Origin of the sequence: cyanobacterium endosymbiont of Epithemia clementina EcSB (assembly GCF_029919255.1) — a bacterium.
In the GTDB taxonomy this organism is placed as follows: Bacteria; Cyanobacteriota; Cyanobacteriia; order Cyanobacteriales; family Microcystaceae; genus Rippkaea.
On sequence record NZ_CP123991.1, the window covers coordinates 1879036 to 1894997 of the forward strand.

A 15962-nucleotide genomic window follows, 5' to 3' on the forward strand; every position below is an offset into this window, starting at 1 on the left:
AGTTTTTATTCTGGTAAAACCTTAACTTAATTAAAATTAAAATAAAGAATAATCATTTCTTATCTGTATTTTAAGTTAACTTGATTTTATTATATTGTTTAATGACTAAACTGAGTAAATAAGTAATTCCAGATATTAGAATAATAGTTGCCCCAGAGGTTAAATTAAAACTATAAGATAGACCCAGTCCCAGGGTAGTAAAAATTCCTCCTAGGATAATTGCAACTATCATTATTTGTTTAAGATCTTGCAGAAATTGCTCTGCAATTGCTGCCGGAATTGTTAATAATGCAATTACCATAATCAATCCAACAATCTGCATTACCATTACCACCGTTAAAGCGATCATGGCAACTAATATTAGATAAAGAGTATCCGCAGGAAGATCACGAGTTAATGCAAAAACACGGTCAAAAGAAATGGCTAATAATTCCTTATAAAACATAGTTACTATTAAAATAATAATAGTATTTAGACCTGCTATTATTAGTAGATTTGCTTTGGATACTGTTAGGATACTCCCAAATAAGTAACTCATTACATCTGCTTTGTAACCTGGGGTTAAATCCACTAAAATAATCCCAATTGCCATACCAACCGCCCACATGACACCAATCAAAGTATCCGCCCTTTGCTCAGTTTTTCGGGCTATCCATCCCATTCCTAAAGCTGCCATCAACGCAAAAATAATCGCCCCGACAATAGGATTAAAGCCATAAAAATAACCTAACCCAATACCGCCATAGGCTGCGTGGGCAATTCCTCCACTGATAAATACAATACGGTTAACAACCACAAGTGTACCGACGATACCACAAGCAATACTAACTAATACCCCTACTAAAAGAGCATTACGCATGAATTCAAATTGAAATAACTCAAAAATATTTTCAATCATTACTGTAAAGGGAGCAAGAATGTTGAGGAAGAATCTGATTGGGGACTCTATGGGCAATTAAGTCAATAGGACATTGATAAGTCCGTTCAATAAGATCATTGGTAAGCTGGTTCTCACCGTGATAAAGCAGACGACGGTTGAGAGAACCTATAGTTTTAACATAGGTAGAAACTTCCCCTATATCATGAGATATCAACAAAATTGTAATGTATTGATTAATATCTTTGAGTAACTCATAAATACTGCCCTTTATTTTGTAATCAACACTTGCAGTAGGTTCATCCAACAGCAAAATGCGAGGTTCTGAAGCTAAAGCGCGGGCAATATAAACCCGTTGACGTTGACCTCCCGATAGTTGACCAATGGGACGATTGCGCAATTCGACTATTCCTACTTTTTCTAAACTATGATTGACAATGGCTTCGTCTTTAGCATTGTATCTGTGTAATAGACGACGTTTTCCTAACCGTCCCATCCTGACAACATCAGCAACCCTGACGGGAAACTCTCGATCAAATTCTAAGACTTGAGGAACATAACCTATATATTGTCGTCCAGAGCAGACTCGCTTTCCCATAATTCTAACATTCCCTTGGTAAGGAGAAATCAATCCTAATATTAGTTTTAATAAGGTTGTCTTTCCCCCTCCATTTGGACCAATTAACCCGATAAAATCCCCTTCATAAACTGTAAAATTAATATCCTCTAAGACAGGAGTTTGATTATATTTTACCCAGACATGATTCAGACTAATAACTTCAGTAGACATAAAGTCAAATTGGTGGTAGTTTTTGATAAATTTAATCTAAAACATTAGAAAGAGTTTCAGAAACTTTCAGTAAATTTTCTGACCAATTAGGTTCCAAGGGACTAATTAATAAAACTTCTCCATTAATTTCTTTTGCAATAATTGTAGCAGGATTAGTATTTAATTCTGGCTGAGCAAAAATAACCTTTATTTTTTCTTTTTTAGCTTCCTTAACTAATTTACCTAACTCAGCTGGGCTTGGTCCTTGACCTCCGACTTCTACAGGTATTTGAGTCAAGTTATACTCATTCGCAAAGTAACCCCAAGCCGGATGAAATACAATAAACTTTCTATTTTTTATTTGGCTGAGATTTTCTTTTATTTGACTACTTAACTGCTCAATTTCTTGTAGAAATATTTCTAGATTCTCTAAATACTTTACCTGATAACTAGGATCAAGTCTGGTTAATCCTTGATAAATATTCTTAGCCTGAATCTTGGCTAATGTTGGAGATAGCCAAATATGGGGATCTAAGGTTTCTGTCGCGTTTTCTGATTTTGATTTATCATGGTGATGTTCATGGTGATCATGGTCTATCATCGGGAGGCGTTTTATTCCTTTAGCTGAGTCGATAATTCGCAATTGAGTATTTGCCCCTGAAATCTTATCTATCCACGCTCTTTCAAACGGGATACCGATAGTAATGTAAGCTTCAGCATGACTCAAAGCTTGTAATTGTTCTGGTTTTGGTTCATAGTTATGGAAATCGGCCCCAGATTTTACCATAACATTAATCTTGACGCGCTCACCTCCAATTTTCCTGACAAAATATTTCTGGGGAACAATACTTACCGTAATATCTAAAATTTCTTTAGTCTTGCTTTGAGTCCCTGATGGGTTACTACATCCCGTCATTGTAACAACGTTCAACACCAGGGTCATCCAGATAGCCGAAACCTGCAAATTCATTTAAGATTATGACCTTTATGTAAGAGTGACAACGATCATAATTATATTTTATATAACTTGATGAGTATTCAAATACTTAACTATATCCTATATCTAAAAAAGATAATTTAACTGTCAACCCAGAACAATATTTATTAACTATATCAATATTTTTTATTCCAAATTATGTATTTCACTATTCTCTCTGATTCCTTCTTCTTATTGAGCTATTGAGAATTTTTTGCTTTGTTAAACAATTAAAGCTTTGATTGTTTAACAAAGCAAAAAATTTTAGAATTAATAAAATTTCTGGATTATAGGATGTATTTTGTTTGTAAAAGTAGAGAAATATAGTACTGTCAAAAATAGCATTTTTTTAACAGAAAATAATTGTCTTAAAAGGACTACTACTTTCTAGATTTTCTACAGTAAAAATAGGTAAATAATTTTTGCTATATTTAGTTGAATTAAAAGTAGTAGTTATGTAAACTTTATTAATTAAATTAGCAACTGATTCAGGATGATCATCAATTGTTCATCCCGTGAGATTTGTCTAATAATTTTAAAGTCTTTACTTTTGTCCCTTTTACATTCCTAAGTCTACTAACTTATCTTACTTAGGATCCTATAATATCTTTTTGTCAAAGTGTATACTTTTTCCGTGAAAACATAATAGCTTTATCAAAAAATTTATGATGGGTTAACTTCTTACTCTTTAATTTCCCACTTTAATCATCATTTCATCATCAATAATACTCTGAAAAGCATCTAAATCTAGATTAATTTAGGTACGTTACAATAAATATAACTTTTCTTTTTAAGTAAATTTACTCTTTTTCTAGAAAAAGTGCGGTTTAGCACTAGTAATAATTTTAAAAAAACTTCAAATCTTCTATTGAGAATCACTTAACATAAATAAACTAACTTCTATGGCTATAATATTAGCGATTAATTGTTCTTATGTTCTCCTGAGCTAAGTATTAATTACCATTTTAAAAATTAAAATATACTCATAGAATTACCTTTTTTTACAAAATTAATAACTTTTAGGAAATTAGTATCGAAGGTTATAACAAATGAATTAACTGCTAATTCTAATATCAAGTCAATCTAATAAAATATCCGTATAGATTAAAAAAAAATACAACATCTTTACTATTTTGATCTTGAATTGAAACAGACATTGTCTGAGTATTTAACCTTATTGGTTATCCTTAACACATCGTTTACATATTTTTTTAGTTTTTTGCTGAAAGGTCGAGTATTAGTTGATTATTTAATTTAAAATATTAAGTCATGCTTCCTACTACAAAGTGGTAAATGGTAGTTAGAATTCAAAAATCAATTTAAGCCATCTATATTAAATGATAAAACTTTGCCCAAACAAAAATATCCACCTTATTTAGCAACACTATTAATGTAAGCTTTGCTCTAGATCATCAATAAACTCAAAAATTGTTGTAATTATGTATAAAAATTAGTGTTTATTTGTACCGATTATCCTTTAAGTTTAATTATCATTATTTAATCTTAAAATACAACAATATTATCCCCAGTAATAATAGTACTTTAGTTAACCAGTCTCCCCATTGGACATATAGAGTGCAGCTGTTACTACGATAAATTTTTTCCTGATGTAATTGATAAGTATTAATATCAGATATCCATAAAGTTTGACCACGAGGATTAACAATGCCAGAATATCCAGTATTAGTTACTCTTGCCATCCATTTACCTGTTTCAATGGCTCTAATTATATCTTGAGCATGATGTTGCGCAGGCATTGCTTCACTATAATGGGCATTATTAGAGGCTGTAATTATAAATTCTCCACCTATTTTTGCTTGACGACGAAAATGTTCACTAAAAGCTGATTCATAGCAAATCCCTACAATTGCTTGACCAAAAGGAGTCTTAAAAATTTGATTGTTATTTCCTGCTTTTAAATGACTGTCTAAAGGAGAAAGTCGATCAATAACTTTACCTAAAATAGATTCAAAAGGGATATATTCTCCCAATGGAACCAATTTTACTTTATCAAAACGGCTTAATATTTTTCCTTCTCCTGTCACCGAAAATAGGCTATTAGTATAGCTGTTGTTTCGCCTGCCAAATGCTCCCAGTAAAACAGGGACTTTATGTGTCAATATTTCTGAATATAAAGGACTATTAATTACAATATCATTCCAGTTAAATGGTAAGGCAGTTTCTGGCGTAATGATTAAATCAGCTCCCTTATAAGCTAATAGTTTATAACCATTTGTATAACGATCAGTAGCTTTTTGTAACCCCTCAGGATAAAGTTTTATTGTGTTGGGAATATTACCTTGAATAATACCTATTTTTATAGCATCTTTTTCTGATTTTAAAACTGGCAAATTATATAAAACTAATCCTGTAAAATGCAAAATAAATAAAACTATAGTTGACATTAAAAAAAGAGTAAAAGAATGATTATTATATTGATTTAACCTAAGCCAAATAGATTTTTTTTGTGATGTAACTTTTCTGAATTGAGATTGATTTGCCCGTAAAATAATTCCTTCTGCGATTAATCCATTAACAGCAACAATAGTAGCAGTTACAGTTGAAAATCCTGAAAATTGACTAAGTTGTAGAATAGCTAAATTGTCGGGACTTTGGGTGTAGGAGAGAGAAGTCCACCATAAAGGTCCTTGACTCCATATTGACTCCAATAAACACCAGATTGCGACACCAAAAATAACTCTTAAACAAGAACTAATTAAAGTTTTTTTAAAATAAATATTTCTATATTCTAGACAATCAAAAAACCTAATAGTTAATGACCAAGTAGCAACCAATATAGCTCCCCAAAGGGTAATAAATAGCCAACAAATAATAGCAATTAAAAAACTAGCAACCCATGAAAATTTCATCCAAGTCATAGGATGAATTCCCATAATCCAAAATAAACTTAATCCATGATAACCCAGTCCCCAAAATAAAGCAATCCAAGTTTTCTTATCAAAAAGAAAAGATTTTATAGTTAATTTTTTCTCAAAAATATTAATTCCTTTATGAGTTTTTATGGTAAAAACCCATAAAGGAATTAATGCAAACCATGCTAAGTAAAAAGCCGACATAGGAGCAGTTGATAATCCCATCAATATTCCACTAAGAAAAGTTATAATTATTGGCATATCAGTATTTTATCTAAAAAAAATATCTTTAATATTAAAGTTATTTAAAAGTTGTTGTTAATAAATAACAACTTTTAAATACTGCCTTTTTGTCTGATTTTATCGATGTGTTCAAGGAATTCTTAAAATTTTAAAAAATGAACATTAGTAGTCCCGATTGTCTGAGCGCTTTGAGCAATTTTAGGATTGACCGCAATATCAATTCCAATAGAATGTATTGTTTTTTCATATTCATAAAAAAACTTATTTAAAATTGTTTTTATAAATATGACTATGACATCTCCTTCAGTTAGGAGAAATATATTTAACCACAATTAAGTATTCGCTTTTATGGAATAATTTTCGTATGGTATATACTCCCATATGACGAGTATCGTTAATATTAAAAGTCTCTGCTGTATGAGTAACAAAAGCTGATTCTTTTGGATATTGTTCTTCTTGCGTTTTGGGGGTTATCTCATCTTCTTGAATTAGGTTATACGCTGATAGCCATCGTTGTGTAATTAATGCCGTCATACAATATGTTTTGGCGGCGGTAACTGCTTGACGATATTCATGATCTTGTACGTCTCCGGTCCCATAAACCCTTTTAATATTGGTTTGCACTATTCCTGTTTTAACAAAAAACCAGCATCATTGAACTCTAACTGTCCTTTAAGTAAGTCTGTATTGGAGGTATGACAGATAGTATAAAATAACCCTCTAATCTTTTATTTTTCTGTTTCTACCGTCTGATTGTTACGAATTATTAGCCCTTCGAGTTTAGAATCACTAGGGATGACGCCCACTACTTCTCTATTCCAGAGAATGATAATATTTGAATGGTTGAAAACTTGATTTTGCAGAGTTTCACTAGCCTGCATTTCCTTTCGACGGACTAGGATATGAATCAATGAGCTGTACTTAGTTAAATAAAGAGTTTCTTCTGCTGCGGTATCTCTACCTCCCACAATTGTTAGTTCTTGATTTCTAAACATCGGGGTTGCTCTATTACAGATAGCACAGGCATAAATTGCCCGACCTCAAAACTTATCTTCATCACTAATTTCTAAGCGTTTAACGATTTTCCCTGTCATAACGATTAGAGTATGAGTTAATATTTTTCGTTCGGTCGAACGCACCTTGAAGAGACGCTGACTTAAATAGATTTCTACTACATCTTCGGTATAACATTGAGTTCTCAAACGTTTTGTTTTGCCCTCATCTGTTCCATTAATTCAGGAAAGGTAATGCTTTCAGAAAACCCTGTAAATTTCTCTACTTTTGTGGTGGTCATTAGTTGTCTATCACGACTGCCTCCCACTTTCAAACATTCAAAAAGAATAGGTCTTAATTTAGCCCGTCCAGCGTAAATTAATGTGGTGTAACCGGCTGGACCTGAGCTAACAATTATTAAGTTTTCTATCGCTCTATTAACCATTAGTTTTAAATAAAGCACTGTTGATGGTTATGTCCTAATTTTACTAACAATTATGGTATTTTAGGACGATTTTCAAGAAAAATGGCTTCTAATCATTATCTTCTACTCATTAGAGTTTGTGATTATTAAATAAATAGAGACTTATTATAATGAAAGTAAGTAAAATAGAGAAGATTTTGATCAAAAATCAATTTATAAATCAGGGAAATATTTCTAGAATAATTAGACTGATTTTGGTGATTATCTAAATAACCCGATTGTAGTATTGTAAGGATACATAGAAGAATTGTAGAGCAGATGAAAAATAACTAAAGAGATGTTACCTTAATATTCACTGAAAACTTTAGATTACTCCGATTAACCTTCATTATGAAGCGTCGTCAATTCATTAAATATAGCAGCCTAGGAACGGCTAGTTTAGGAATAACTGCTTGCGCTCAAGGTAATCTAGATTTCCTTCGTTCGTCAGAAACTTCATTGAATCCCAACAATAAATTTGGCTCATTGGAAAAAACTAAGCTAATTCTAGGGTTTGTTCCGACTACCGATGCTGCTCCCTTGATTATTGCCCAAGAAAAGGGTTATTTTGAGCGTTATGGCTTAAAAGTTACCCTCAAACGTCAAGCCTCCTGGGAAGCAATCGAAAAAGGCTTATTAAGCTGGCAATTAGATGCCGCACAAGCTCCCTTTGCCTTACCAATGTCTGCACAGTTAGGGAAACAAAAAGCTTCCCTGATTTCCCTGATGAATCTTAATCTAAACGGTAGTGCCATTACCCTTACTAAGAAAGCTTGGGAACAAGGCTTACGTCCTTCCCTAGATTATAATGATTTTGGGGATTTTGAAAGAAGTTTTCGCCGATATATTCGAGGTAGTGGCCATACTCGTTTCGCTATAGACTCTCCAATTTCGATGGATGCCTATTTATTGCGTTATTGGTTAGCAGCTATGGGAGTTGATCCTGACCGTGAGGTAAGATTGTTAGAATTCCAGGCCAACCAACTGAACTATAAATTACAAGCGCAAATGATAGAAGGCTATAGTATTTCAGCGCCATGGACGCGCTCTGCAATTACTGAAAACACAGGATTCATTCTCAACATTAGTCGAGAAATTTGGCGAGGACATCCTAATAAGATTTTAGCCGCTATGGATGGTTGGGTGAGAAAATATCCTGCTACTGCACGATCTTTAATGGCTGCGTTATTAGAATCCTGTCAATATTGCGATCATCAGCGTCATCACAGAGAAATGACTGAAATATTAGCTCAAAGTCAATATTTAAACTTGGATAAGACTTTAATTGAACCAACTTTAAATGGACAGTATGCTTACACCAACAACGCCCCTAACAGTAAATTAATAGAGATCCCCGACTTTACTATTTTTCACTATCAAGATACCCCATATCTTAAAATTCCCGATCATGCTAATTATCCTTGGCGTTCTCATGCTGTATGGTTGCTAACCCAAATGATTCGTTGGAATCAACTAGAAACCACTAGTTATCCAAAAGATGCTGATAGAATCTTAGATCGAATTTATCCTATTTCTCTCTACAAAGAAGTAGCTAAAGTCTTAAATATTAAAATTCCTAGTGAATCAATGAAATCTGAACCGACTACCGCTTTTATAGATGGGCGACCTTTTGATCCGAGTCAACCTCTAGTTTATCTTAATCAGTTTTCTATTCGGGCAAGTCATTCTCAATCTTTTAGTTTTGTTTGATTACAATAACTCTACTGATTTATTCTCATAATCAATAAAGATTAGTTTCTACATTTGCCAATTCTATTTATAGAAATGCTGGTAATGTTATTTACGCAGACAACATACAGATTTTTAAGCTGGCTTATTTCTTACTTTACTAGATATGGCAACTTGACAGATTTAATTTTGCCTATGATATTATAAATTTATTTTGCGTTTACTTCTATTACTAAATTAGTGTAAGATGTTGTTCTGCAAATTCATTTTTTTATACTATTTCTCGCCTTACTCTTTAGGTCAGCCGCTAAGATGTTTGTTTACTTGATTGATTATGGAGATAGCATGTTAAAGAAATTAGTGCTGATCTTTCTTTGATTATTAGCAATAATACTAAAATATTCGGTAATAGCTTATAATTTAGCGTTTATTTATTTATTTTATTCAAAAAAATAAATAAATAAAATAAAATGAGAACTAAGACAATTACAACTACGCTAAAAATAGCATATTAACTTATTTTTTGGACAAAAATATACAAATGAAACTCCTATGGTTTATTACTGAATTTCCAAGAATTATTAGTGTTAATTAATTTATCTGTAATTGCGAGGGCTAACCCTTAACATGGTTCTTATGAAATAGGAGTAGAGATTATTGGGGTAACTGCCCGTTATGTGACCACCGATTTAAGTGAAGAGTTAATTCTTAAACAAGATCTCACTAGAGTAAGTCATCGTGATACAAACAAGGGCAAGAACATAAGTATTATATTTAAATATAAGAGACGCGAAAATTAAAGAAATTGCAGACTCGGTTAAACTTTTGGAAAATACAAGAATACAAGAAGAAAAGCAATTTCTAGATAGATTATTTGAGGAAGAAAATGATTATAGGAGTTTTTAAAAAGTTAAAAAAAGAGAACTTAAACTGAATAAAATATAAAATATCTTGAATAGCTTTCAGAAAAGAAAAAAAATATAACAGATAACAATTATCTAAAACTTTTAAAAAAGAGATAAAAGTAAAATAGTCTTCCCTGCAGATCAGGAAAGACTATTTTATTCAAAATACGATAACAAGATAAAGTTATTTTTTTTATAAAAATATGGTTTGGTCTATAAATTAGAGTGATTGATAGATATATATAAATCAGAATATTAAAGTAATATTACAAAATAAAATAAAATCAAACTTAAAAAGGTTAATTTCGTGATTTCTAGATCAATAAATAGATAAAGTCAAAAAATACTTCTAACAAAAAAAATATAAAAATCAATAGGCATATGTTAAGTTTTTCAAGTAAAACTAGGCTAACACAATGCAAAATATATTTATTTGCCATGCTAATTTATAGCCTAAATACAGATTTAATAAAAAGCAAATAATTTTATATAAAAGTCCATTCAACGTACGTAAATAAGTTTTTTATTTAAAAAAAGTAAATTCATTAAACTATTTTCCCTTTAGTTAAGTTTACCCATAAACAGCTAAAGCAATTTTAGTTAAACTCTGATTATTCAATTTTAGAGATATATTTTTTTCTTATATTTATTTAAATCTACTTAAGATAAAAAGTTGCTCACAAATGATGAGTTGATGGTAGAATACTTTAAATAAGTTAGATCTAATTTTATTAATTACCAACTTCTAACTCCAAATCCCTAAGTTAGATAAGAATAAAATTCTTCAAAAACGATTGCAGTGATTGCATGAACTTGGCTGCTCATTAGGCGTAACCTATTAGTTATAACGAAATTCCTGCTCTGTACATAGTATTGGGTGTGATTTGAATTTTAGTTTTGCACAGTAGAGAATTTGAAGTTGATGTAGGTTTAGTGTGATTAACTAAAAGTCCTAAGACTTTAGCCTGTGCCTAACAACGGTTAGAAAACTTAAGATCGGGAATTACCAATGGACAGCAACCAGGCTTGTGAGTCATTGTTAGTAAATTAGTTCGTTTTCGAGTCAATTCTTCACTAATTGATTTTTAACCCATCCTTATTAGGATCTAAAATTTACGTAGAATGGTAATGGTGACAAAGTTAACCTATATTTTGGGTAACTTACTCAATTTTTTTACTCTAACCCATAGGAGGGGAAATTATAATGACAACCCAACCCAATGTTTCCCGAGAAAATGCTATTGAACAGGTAGATGTTGAAATCATTAAAGCTGACCAGACAACCTCAAATAAATCCCCTAACCGACCAATAAAAGATGAAACAGAAGCGTTAATTCAAGCTATTAAAACTAAAGCCTTTGCTGAAGTGCAAAAAGCAGGAGAATTTGCCATCGATAACTATTTAGAAGCAGTTCGTAAAGCCCGCCAAGATATTGAGCGTCGGCAACTATTTGAACCCGAACAAATTGAAGATGCCATAAAGCAAATTCAGACAGAAATTGAAAAAGACTGGGATTCGATTGTCACAGAAGTCACCAGTTTTGGTGATCGCCTTAACGAAGCTGCTAGAGCTGCCTGGGACATTTTAACTGCCTCAAAAGCTCAAGCAGATAAGGATAAGAAAAATTAAGTGAGAGGAGAGGGGGAAAGTAGGAGAGGGAGTGAGAAGAAAAAACTCTAACTTTTAACTTCTACTTTCTTCCTTTGTTCCAACTACAGTTGTCAAAAATCTGAGAATTACGTTAAATTTAGTTAAAATTAATTAACATTTTACAAACATTAACATTATTTATGTCAGACAACTTGATAAAAGTGGAATATTACACTGGTGACTGACGCAATTTTTTTGATTAACCATTAAGAGAAACATTAACCTATGAAAATTTCTTGGAGAACCCTATTGCTCTGGAGTCTACCCCTTTTAGTAGTAGGATTTTTTCTTTGGCAAGGGGCATTTTTTCCCTTCGGGACCATTATGGGGAGCAATACCGCTAATGCTCGGATGACCTACGGAAGATTCTTAGAATATCTAGATTCGGATCGTATTCTTGGAGTTGACCTTTATGAAGGAGGGAGAACTGCAATTGTTCAAGCGGTTGATCCTGAATTAGAAAATCAAGTACAGCGATCACGGGTGGATTTGCCCGTTAATGCTCCTGATTTGATAGCCAAATTAAGGAAAGCAGAGGTTGACATCGAATCCCATCCAGTTCGTAATGAAGGGGCTTTATGGGGATTTTTAGGAAACTTACTGTTTCCCATTCTCTTGATTGGAGCATTATTCTTTCTCTTCCGTAGGTCTAATAATTTGCCAGGAGGCCCAGGTCAGGCGATGAGCTTTGGAAAATCCCGTGCTCGTTTCCAAATGGAAGCTAAAACCGACATAATGTTCGATGATGTAGCCGGTATCGACGAAGCTAAAGAAGAATTACAAGAGGTTGTTACTTTCCTTAAACAACCTGAACGGTTTACCGCAGTCGGCGCACGAATTCCAAAAGGAGTTCTCCTAATTGGACCTCCTGGAACTGGTAAAACTCTGTTGGCAAAAGCGATCGCAGGTGAAGCAGGAGTTCCTTTCTTCAGCATTTCTGGTTCAGAATTTGTGGAAATGTTCGTAGGAGTAGGTGCTTCTCGCGTCCGTGATTTATTCAAAAAAGCGAAAGAAAATGCCCCTTGTTTAATCTTTATTGATGAAATTGATGCTGTTGGTCGTCAACGGGGTGCAGGTATCGGTGGTGGTAACGATGAACGGGAACAAACTCTAAACCAATTGCTAACGGAAATGGACGGGTTTGAAGGCAATACAGGGATTATTATCATTGCAGCCACCAACCGTCCTGATGTCCTTGACTCTGCCTTGATGCGTCCAGGTCGTTTTGACCGTCAGGTCATTGTAGATGCCCCTGACTTCAAAGGGCGAATTGAAATCCTAGAAGTTCACGCCCGCAATAAGAAACTCGATCCCGATGTGTCTATTGAGGCGATTGCCCGTCGTACCCCTGGGTTTAGTGGGGCAGATTTAGCCAACTTACTCAATGAAGCTGCCATTTTAACTGCCCGTCGTCGTAAGGAAGCAATTACCTTGTTAGAAATTGACGATGCAGTTGATCGCGTCGTAGCTGGGATGGAGGGAACCCCCCTCGTCGATAGTAAGAGTAAACGACTCATTGCCTACCATGAAGTGGGTCATGCGATTGTCGGAACTTTAGTTAAAGACCATGATCCCGTTCAGAAAGTTACTTTGATCCCCCGTGGTCAAGCGCAAGGGTTGACCTGGTTTACCCCTGGGGAAGAACAAGGGTTAACCAGCAAAGCACAGCTCATGGCGCGTATTGCAGGAGCCTTAGGAGGTCGTGCAGCCGAAGAAGAGGTTTTTGGCTATGATGAAACAACCACTGGTGCTGGTGGCGATTTACAGCAGGTTTCCGAGATGGCACGGCAAATGGTGACTCGTTTTGGAATGAGTGACTTAGGACCTATCTCCTTGGAGAGTTCTTCTGGGGAGGTATTCCTCGGAGGTGGGTTGATGAACCGTTCAGAATATTCTGAGGAGGTGGCCATGCGGATTGATCATCAAATTCGGACTCTTGCTAAGGAGGGACATCAATTAGCAAGGCAAATCATTCGAGATAACCGCGAAGTGATTGATCGCTTGGTAGAATTGTTAATCGAAAAAGAAACCATTGATGGTGAAGAGTTTAGACAAATTGTGGCTGAATATACTGAAATTCCTGAAAAGGAAAAGTTTGTCCCTCAACTGTAATCAGTTTCAAGCAACTTTAAAAATAAAATAGGAGACTCGAGTAATCGCGTCTCTTTTTCAGTTATTGATGAAAAGTTCAATTGCTACAAAATTAATTTTTGTTCTTCTAGCCTAACTGTGGCAAAGTAATAATAAAAAAGCTGAAAGTATTTGTCTACAAAGTACCCAAAATTGAAGAAACTTTATTTTGATAAAAGTAAATTTTTTTTAGTTATAAAACACAGTTTGGAAGTTATTAGCTATTAATTTAATAATTTTAGTTTAGAAACTCCTTATTTTTTTTATTTCCCTCGCGAAAAGAGTTCATCATTATTTATAAAATTTCTATACTAATGATGAACTCTTTATTTTAAACTCAAATAGTCTAATTGATGATGGCATTAAGTAGCACATCATTTAAGGACATATCTTTCATATCATCCAACGTTACTGTATTGACAATATCAAACTTAGCCCCTGCTTTTTCTAGTTCATCATCTAACGCCTTGAAAAATGTGGTTACTTTCTTATCACGACCAACTTGAATTAGAGAGATCGCTAATTCTTCCCCACGATCAATTTTCTTGGATGCCTCGATAATGACTCGAATAACCGCTTTGCGATCAGTAGGTTCCCCATCGGTGATGACAAAAAAAGTTTCCCCATTAGGTTGGGTTTTACCTGCCGCTTTACGCTCAAAATAGTTATCAAGTCCATTTTGGAGCACTGTAGCCAAGTTCGTTTGTCCCATCGGTTCGTTTTCTGCATAAATTTTAGTAACCTTATCTGAGGTCACGTTGTCGTATCTTCTGAAACGACCGGAGAAAACATAAACCGTAATCCCATCAGGATCGACTTCTTCACATTTCTTAGCCAAGGCGTAAGTAGGCCCCTGGGCAATTTCCCAACGGGTCTTGCCATTGGGGTCATCAGAGGTGGCCATACTGGCACTTCTGTCGATAATCAGAGTATAGTCCCGATTTTCGATAATTGAGTCTCCTGGCATAAAAAAAACAACCTCCCAGCATTTATCATTAGCTTTCGCTTTATAGCCTATTATGACATTTGAGGATTTTCTCTAAAAATCCTGAATTTCATCAGAATTGATCTTAGACAACTATCAAAATTAACTTTTGTTTTTAACTTGAAAGCATTAGCAATATAAGTCATGTTCTCTGAACATATAAATTGAAAATTGTAAAGGGATATTGCAAGATTTTATAAAAATCTTTAAATAGTAAGCTCAATCCAAATCCTCGCACTAACGTGGAGTAGAACATCAGGAAAAGATTTGCACCGGACTTCAATAATGGATAAAGAATTTCAAAATTATCGTGTGGTGTGTACCCTTGAGGACATTTACGGTCAGATTATTGTTTGGTTAATTGTTATTGTCCTCACCTTAGTTGGTACTCTAGGCTTGTGGAGTAACACTCGTCAAATTTATGCTTTAGCCATGGCGGGACTTATTTTAGTATTATCCTTACCATTTTTACTTCTTGTATTTTTGACTACTTTGCTCGATCATATTGAGTTTACCCCTATGGAAGCAGCACAAAACACTCACTCATCTTCAAGCGGAAGCATTAAACCAGCCAATTAAAAGCCCCCAGAAGCTACTAGTTAATCTCCTTAAGGAGGTTAACAGAATCTGTAAAAACATGGGGGTAAGGACACTTGGTACACAAAATTCCCCTCGGATTTGTCTTTGTCCCTATTGCATAACCCCTAAGAAAAAAAATGGAAAGTTTTTGTTTCTCTTAATAGATCTGCAATTTATTGTCGAGGACAATGAAGGTGTTTGAAGGACTTTGATAGCAGCCTCCTTGATTGCTTTTTATTCTAAAGTTGAGAGATACAGAGGCTGTTAAACTTAGGAATCTTATTTAGGTGTGGTGTTTACAAGAAATATCTTGAGGAGTTAGGCGAGTAAAGTCGCTGAGGAGTTTTTTATAGACATTAGGTAAAAAATATGAATCTTTGTAAGAGTTTAACTCACTCAATCAAAATTTGCATGGGGATACTTGTTTTAGGAATGGGGACAATATCAAGTTCCATATCTGCATTTGCTCAAGAGGAGATTATTACCGACCCTAAACCCCTCGAAATTCATACTGGAACCATTCAAGATTTAGACGGGACTGAGTCAAAAACCCACGAAGAATGGTTAGGGGGTGTTGGCGGGCAATATGCAGCTACTGAGGAACCCCGTGGAGAACTGACTCGATATCAATTTGATCAAACTGTCTATGAAGCTAAAACAGAAGCTCTCGATGTCACCTTAGAAGAACATGATTCCCATTTAGGAGATGTGGAACGTCCGACACGACGAATTCCTTTAATTCAATTTTAAAAGTTGTATTGGTCGCTTTTAAAATCTCGCCTTTTGAGGCGAATAGTTTTTGTGGCGGGGCTAAATTCAATCCCTGTTG

At 34.1% G+C, this 15962-nt stretch carries 14 protein-coding genes; 5 read left to right on the plus strand and 9 right to left on the minus strand.

Annotated elements, in window-relative coordinates; genetic code table 11:
* Positions 1-70: 70 nt before the first annotated feature.
* From P3F56_RS06150 to P3F56_RS06185, 8 genes are all read right to left on the minus strand, one after another.
* On the minus strand, positions 71-886 hold the full coding sequence (locus tag P3F56_RS06150; RefSeq protein ID WP_281153742.1) for a metal ABC transporter permease: 816 nt from the start codon (positions 884-886) through the stop codon (positions 71-73).
* 4 nt (positions 887-890) lie between these two features.
* Positions 891-1667 carry a metal ABC transporter ATP-binding protein gene (locus P3F56_RS06155; RefSeq protein WP_281152040.1) on the minus strand — a complete coding sequence of 259 codons (777 nt, stop codon included), beginning with the start codon at positions 1665-1667 and terminating at the stop codon, positions 891-893.
* Positions 1668-1698: 31 nt separating this feature from the next.
* Positions 1699-2616 carry a metal ABC transporter solute-binding protein, Zn/Mn family gene (locus P3F56_RS06160; protein ID WP_281152041.1) on the minus strand — a complete coding sequence of 306 codons (918 nt, stop codon included), beginning with the start codon at positions 2614-2616 and terminating at the stop codon, positions 1699-1701.
* 1499 nt (positions 2617-4115) lie between these two features.
* Entirely contained in the window at positions 4116-5720 is a 1605-nt protein-coding gene (gene lnt, locus P3F56_RS06165) for an apolipoprotein N-acyltransferase (RefSeq protein WP_281152042.1), read from the minus strand.
* 321 nt (positions 5721-6041) lie between these two features.
* Complete coding sequence (locus P3F56_RS06170) at positions 6042-6362, minus strand: thioredoxin domain-containing protein (protein WP_281152043.1); 321 nt, start codon at positions 6360-6362, stop codon at positions 6042-6044.
* Between the two features lie 104 nt (positions 6363-6466).
* Positions 6467-6733, minus strand: a complete 267-nt coding sequence (locus tag P3F56_RS06175) for an NAD(P)/FAD-dependent oxidoreductase (RefSeq protein WP_281152044.1) — start codon at positions 6731-6733, stop codon at positions 6467-6469.
* Positions 6734-6778: 45 nt separating this feature from the next.
* On the minus strand, positions 6779-6940 hold the full coding sequence (locus P3F56_RS06180) for a hypothetical protein (protein WP_281152045.1): 162 nt from the start codon (positions 6938-6940) through the stop codon (positions 6779-6781).
* A complete protein-coding gene (locus tag P3F56_RS06185; RefSeq protein ID WP_281152046.1) occupies positions 6937-7176 on the minus strand; it encodes a hypothetical protein in 240 nt (79 codons plus the stop codon). The genes P3F56_RS06180 and P3F56_RS06185 overlap by 4 nt, the downstream gene beginning before the upstream one ends.
* 369 nt (positions 7177-7545) lie before the next feature.
* On the opposite strand from P3F56_RS06185, the gene P3F56_RS06190 reads away from it, so the two are divergent.
* The 3 genes from P3F56_RS06190 to ftsH2 all read left to right on the plus strand — a co-directional run bounded on the left by P3F56_RS06190 (position 7546) and on the right by ftsH2 (position 13551).
* Positions 7546-8904 carry a CmpA/NrtA family ABC transporter substrate-binding protein gene (locus tag P3F56_RS06190; protein ID WP_281152047.1) on the plus strand — a complete coding sequence of 453 codons (1359 nt, stop codon included), beginning with the start codon at positions 7546-7548 and terminating at the stop codon, positions 8902-8904.
* Positions 8905-10992: 2088 nt separating this feature from the next.
* Positions 10993-11418 (plus strand): hypothetical protein, encoded by a 426-nt coding sequence (locus tag P3F56_RS06195; protein ID WP_281152048.1) that lies wholly within the window; start codon positions 10993-10995, stop codon positions 11416-11418.
* A 246-nt stretch (positions 11419-11664) separates the two neighbouring features.
* Entirely contained in the window at positions 11665-13551 is a 1887-nt protein-coding gene (gene ftsH2, locus P3F56_RS06200) for an ATP-dependent zinc metalloprotease FtsH2 (RefSeq protein ID WP_281152049.1), read from the plus strand.
* Positions 13552-13915: 364 nt separating this feature from the next.
* On the opposite strand, the gene P3F56_RS06205 is transcribed toward ftsH2, so the two are convergent.
* Positions 13916-14536 carry a vWA domain-containing protein gene (locus tag P3F56_RS06205; protein ID WP_281152050.1) on the minus strand — a complete coding sequence of 207 codons (621 nt, stop codon included), beginning with the start codon at positions 14534-14536 and terminating at the stop codon, positions 13916-13918.
* Between the two features lie 303 nt (positions 14537-14839).
* On the opposite strand from P3F56_RS06205, the gene P3F56_RS06210 reads away from it, so the two are divergent.
* A complete protein-coding gene (locus P3F56_RS06210) occupies positions 14840-15133 on the plus strand; it encodes a hypothetical protein (RefSeq protein ID WP_281152051.1) in 294 nt (97 codons plus the stop codon).
* A gap of 411 nt (positions 15134-15544) precedes the next feature.
* Positions 15545-15883, plus strand: a complete 339-nt coding sequence (locus P3F56_RS06215; protein WP_281152052.1) for a hypothetical protein — start codon at positions 15545-15547, stop codon at positions 15881-15883.
* Positions 15884-15962 lie beyond the last annotated feature (79 nt).

What these genes read in the sequence shown, in the direction of transcription:
- P3F56_RS06155 (WP_281152040.1), bottom strand. Translation starts at nt 1,667, where the DNA reads ATGTCTACTGAAGTTATTAGTCTGAATCATGTCTGGGTAAAATATAAT.
- ftsH2 (WP_281152049.1), top strand. Translation starts at nt 11,665, where the DNA reads ATGAAAATTTCTTGGAGAACCCTATTGCTCTGGAGTCTACCCCTTTTA.
- P3F56_RS06205 (WP_281152050.1), bottom strand. Translation starts at nt 14,536, where the DNA reads ATGCCAGGAGACTCAATTATCGAAAATCGGGACTATACTCTGATTATC.
- P3F56_RS06185 (WP_281152046.1), bottom strand. Translation starts at nt 7,176, where the DNA reads ATGGTTAATAGAGCGATAGAAAACTTAATAATTGTTAGCTCAGGTCCA.
- P3F56_RS06215 (WP_281152052.1), top strand. Translation starts at nt 15,545, where the DNA reads ATGGGGATACTTGTTTTAGGAATGGGGACAATATCAAGTTCCATATCT.
- P3F56_RS06160 (WP_281152041.1), bottom strand. Translation starts at nt 2,616, where the DNA reads ATGAATTTGCAGGTTTCGGCTATCTGGATGACCCTGGTGTTGAACGTT.
- lnt (WP_281152042.1), bottom strand. Translation starts at nt 5,720, where the DNA reads ATGGGATTATCAACTGCTCCTATGTCGGCTTTTTACTTAGCATGGTTT.
- P3F56_RS06195 (WP_281152048.1), top strand. Translation starts at nt 10,993, where the DNA reads ATGACAACCCAACCCAATGTTTCCCGAGAAAATGCTATTGAACAGGTA.
- P3F56_RS06175 (WP_281152044.1), bottom strand. Translation starts at nt 6,733, where the DNA reads ATGTTTAGAAATCAAGAACTAACAATTGTGGGAGGTAGAGATACCGCA.
- P3F56_RS06190 (WP_281152047.1), top strand. Translation starts at nt 7,546, where the DNA reads ATGAAGCGTCGTCAATTCATTAAATATAGCAGCCTAGGAACGGCTAGT.
- P3F56_RS06210 (WP_281152051.1), top strand. Translation starts at nt 14,840, where the DNA reads ATGGATAAAGAATTTCAAAATTATCGTGTGGTGTGTACCCTTGAGGAC.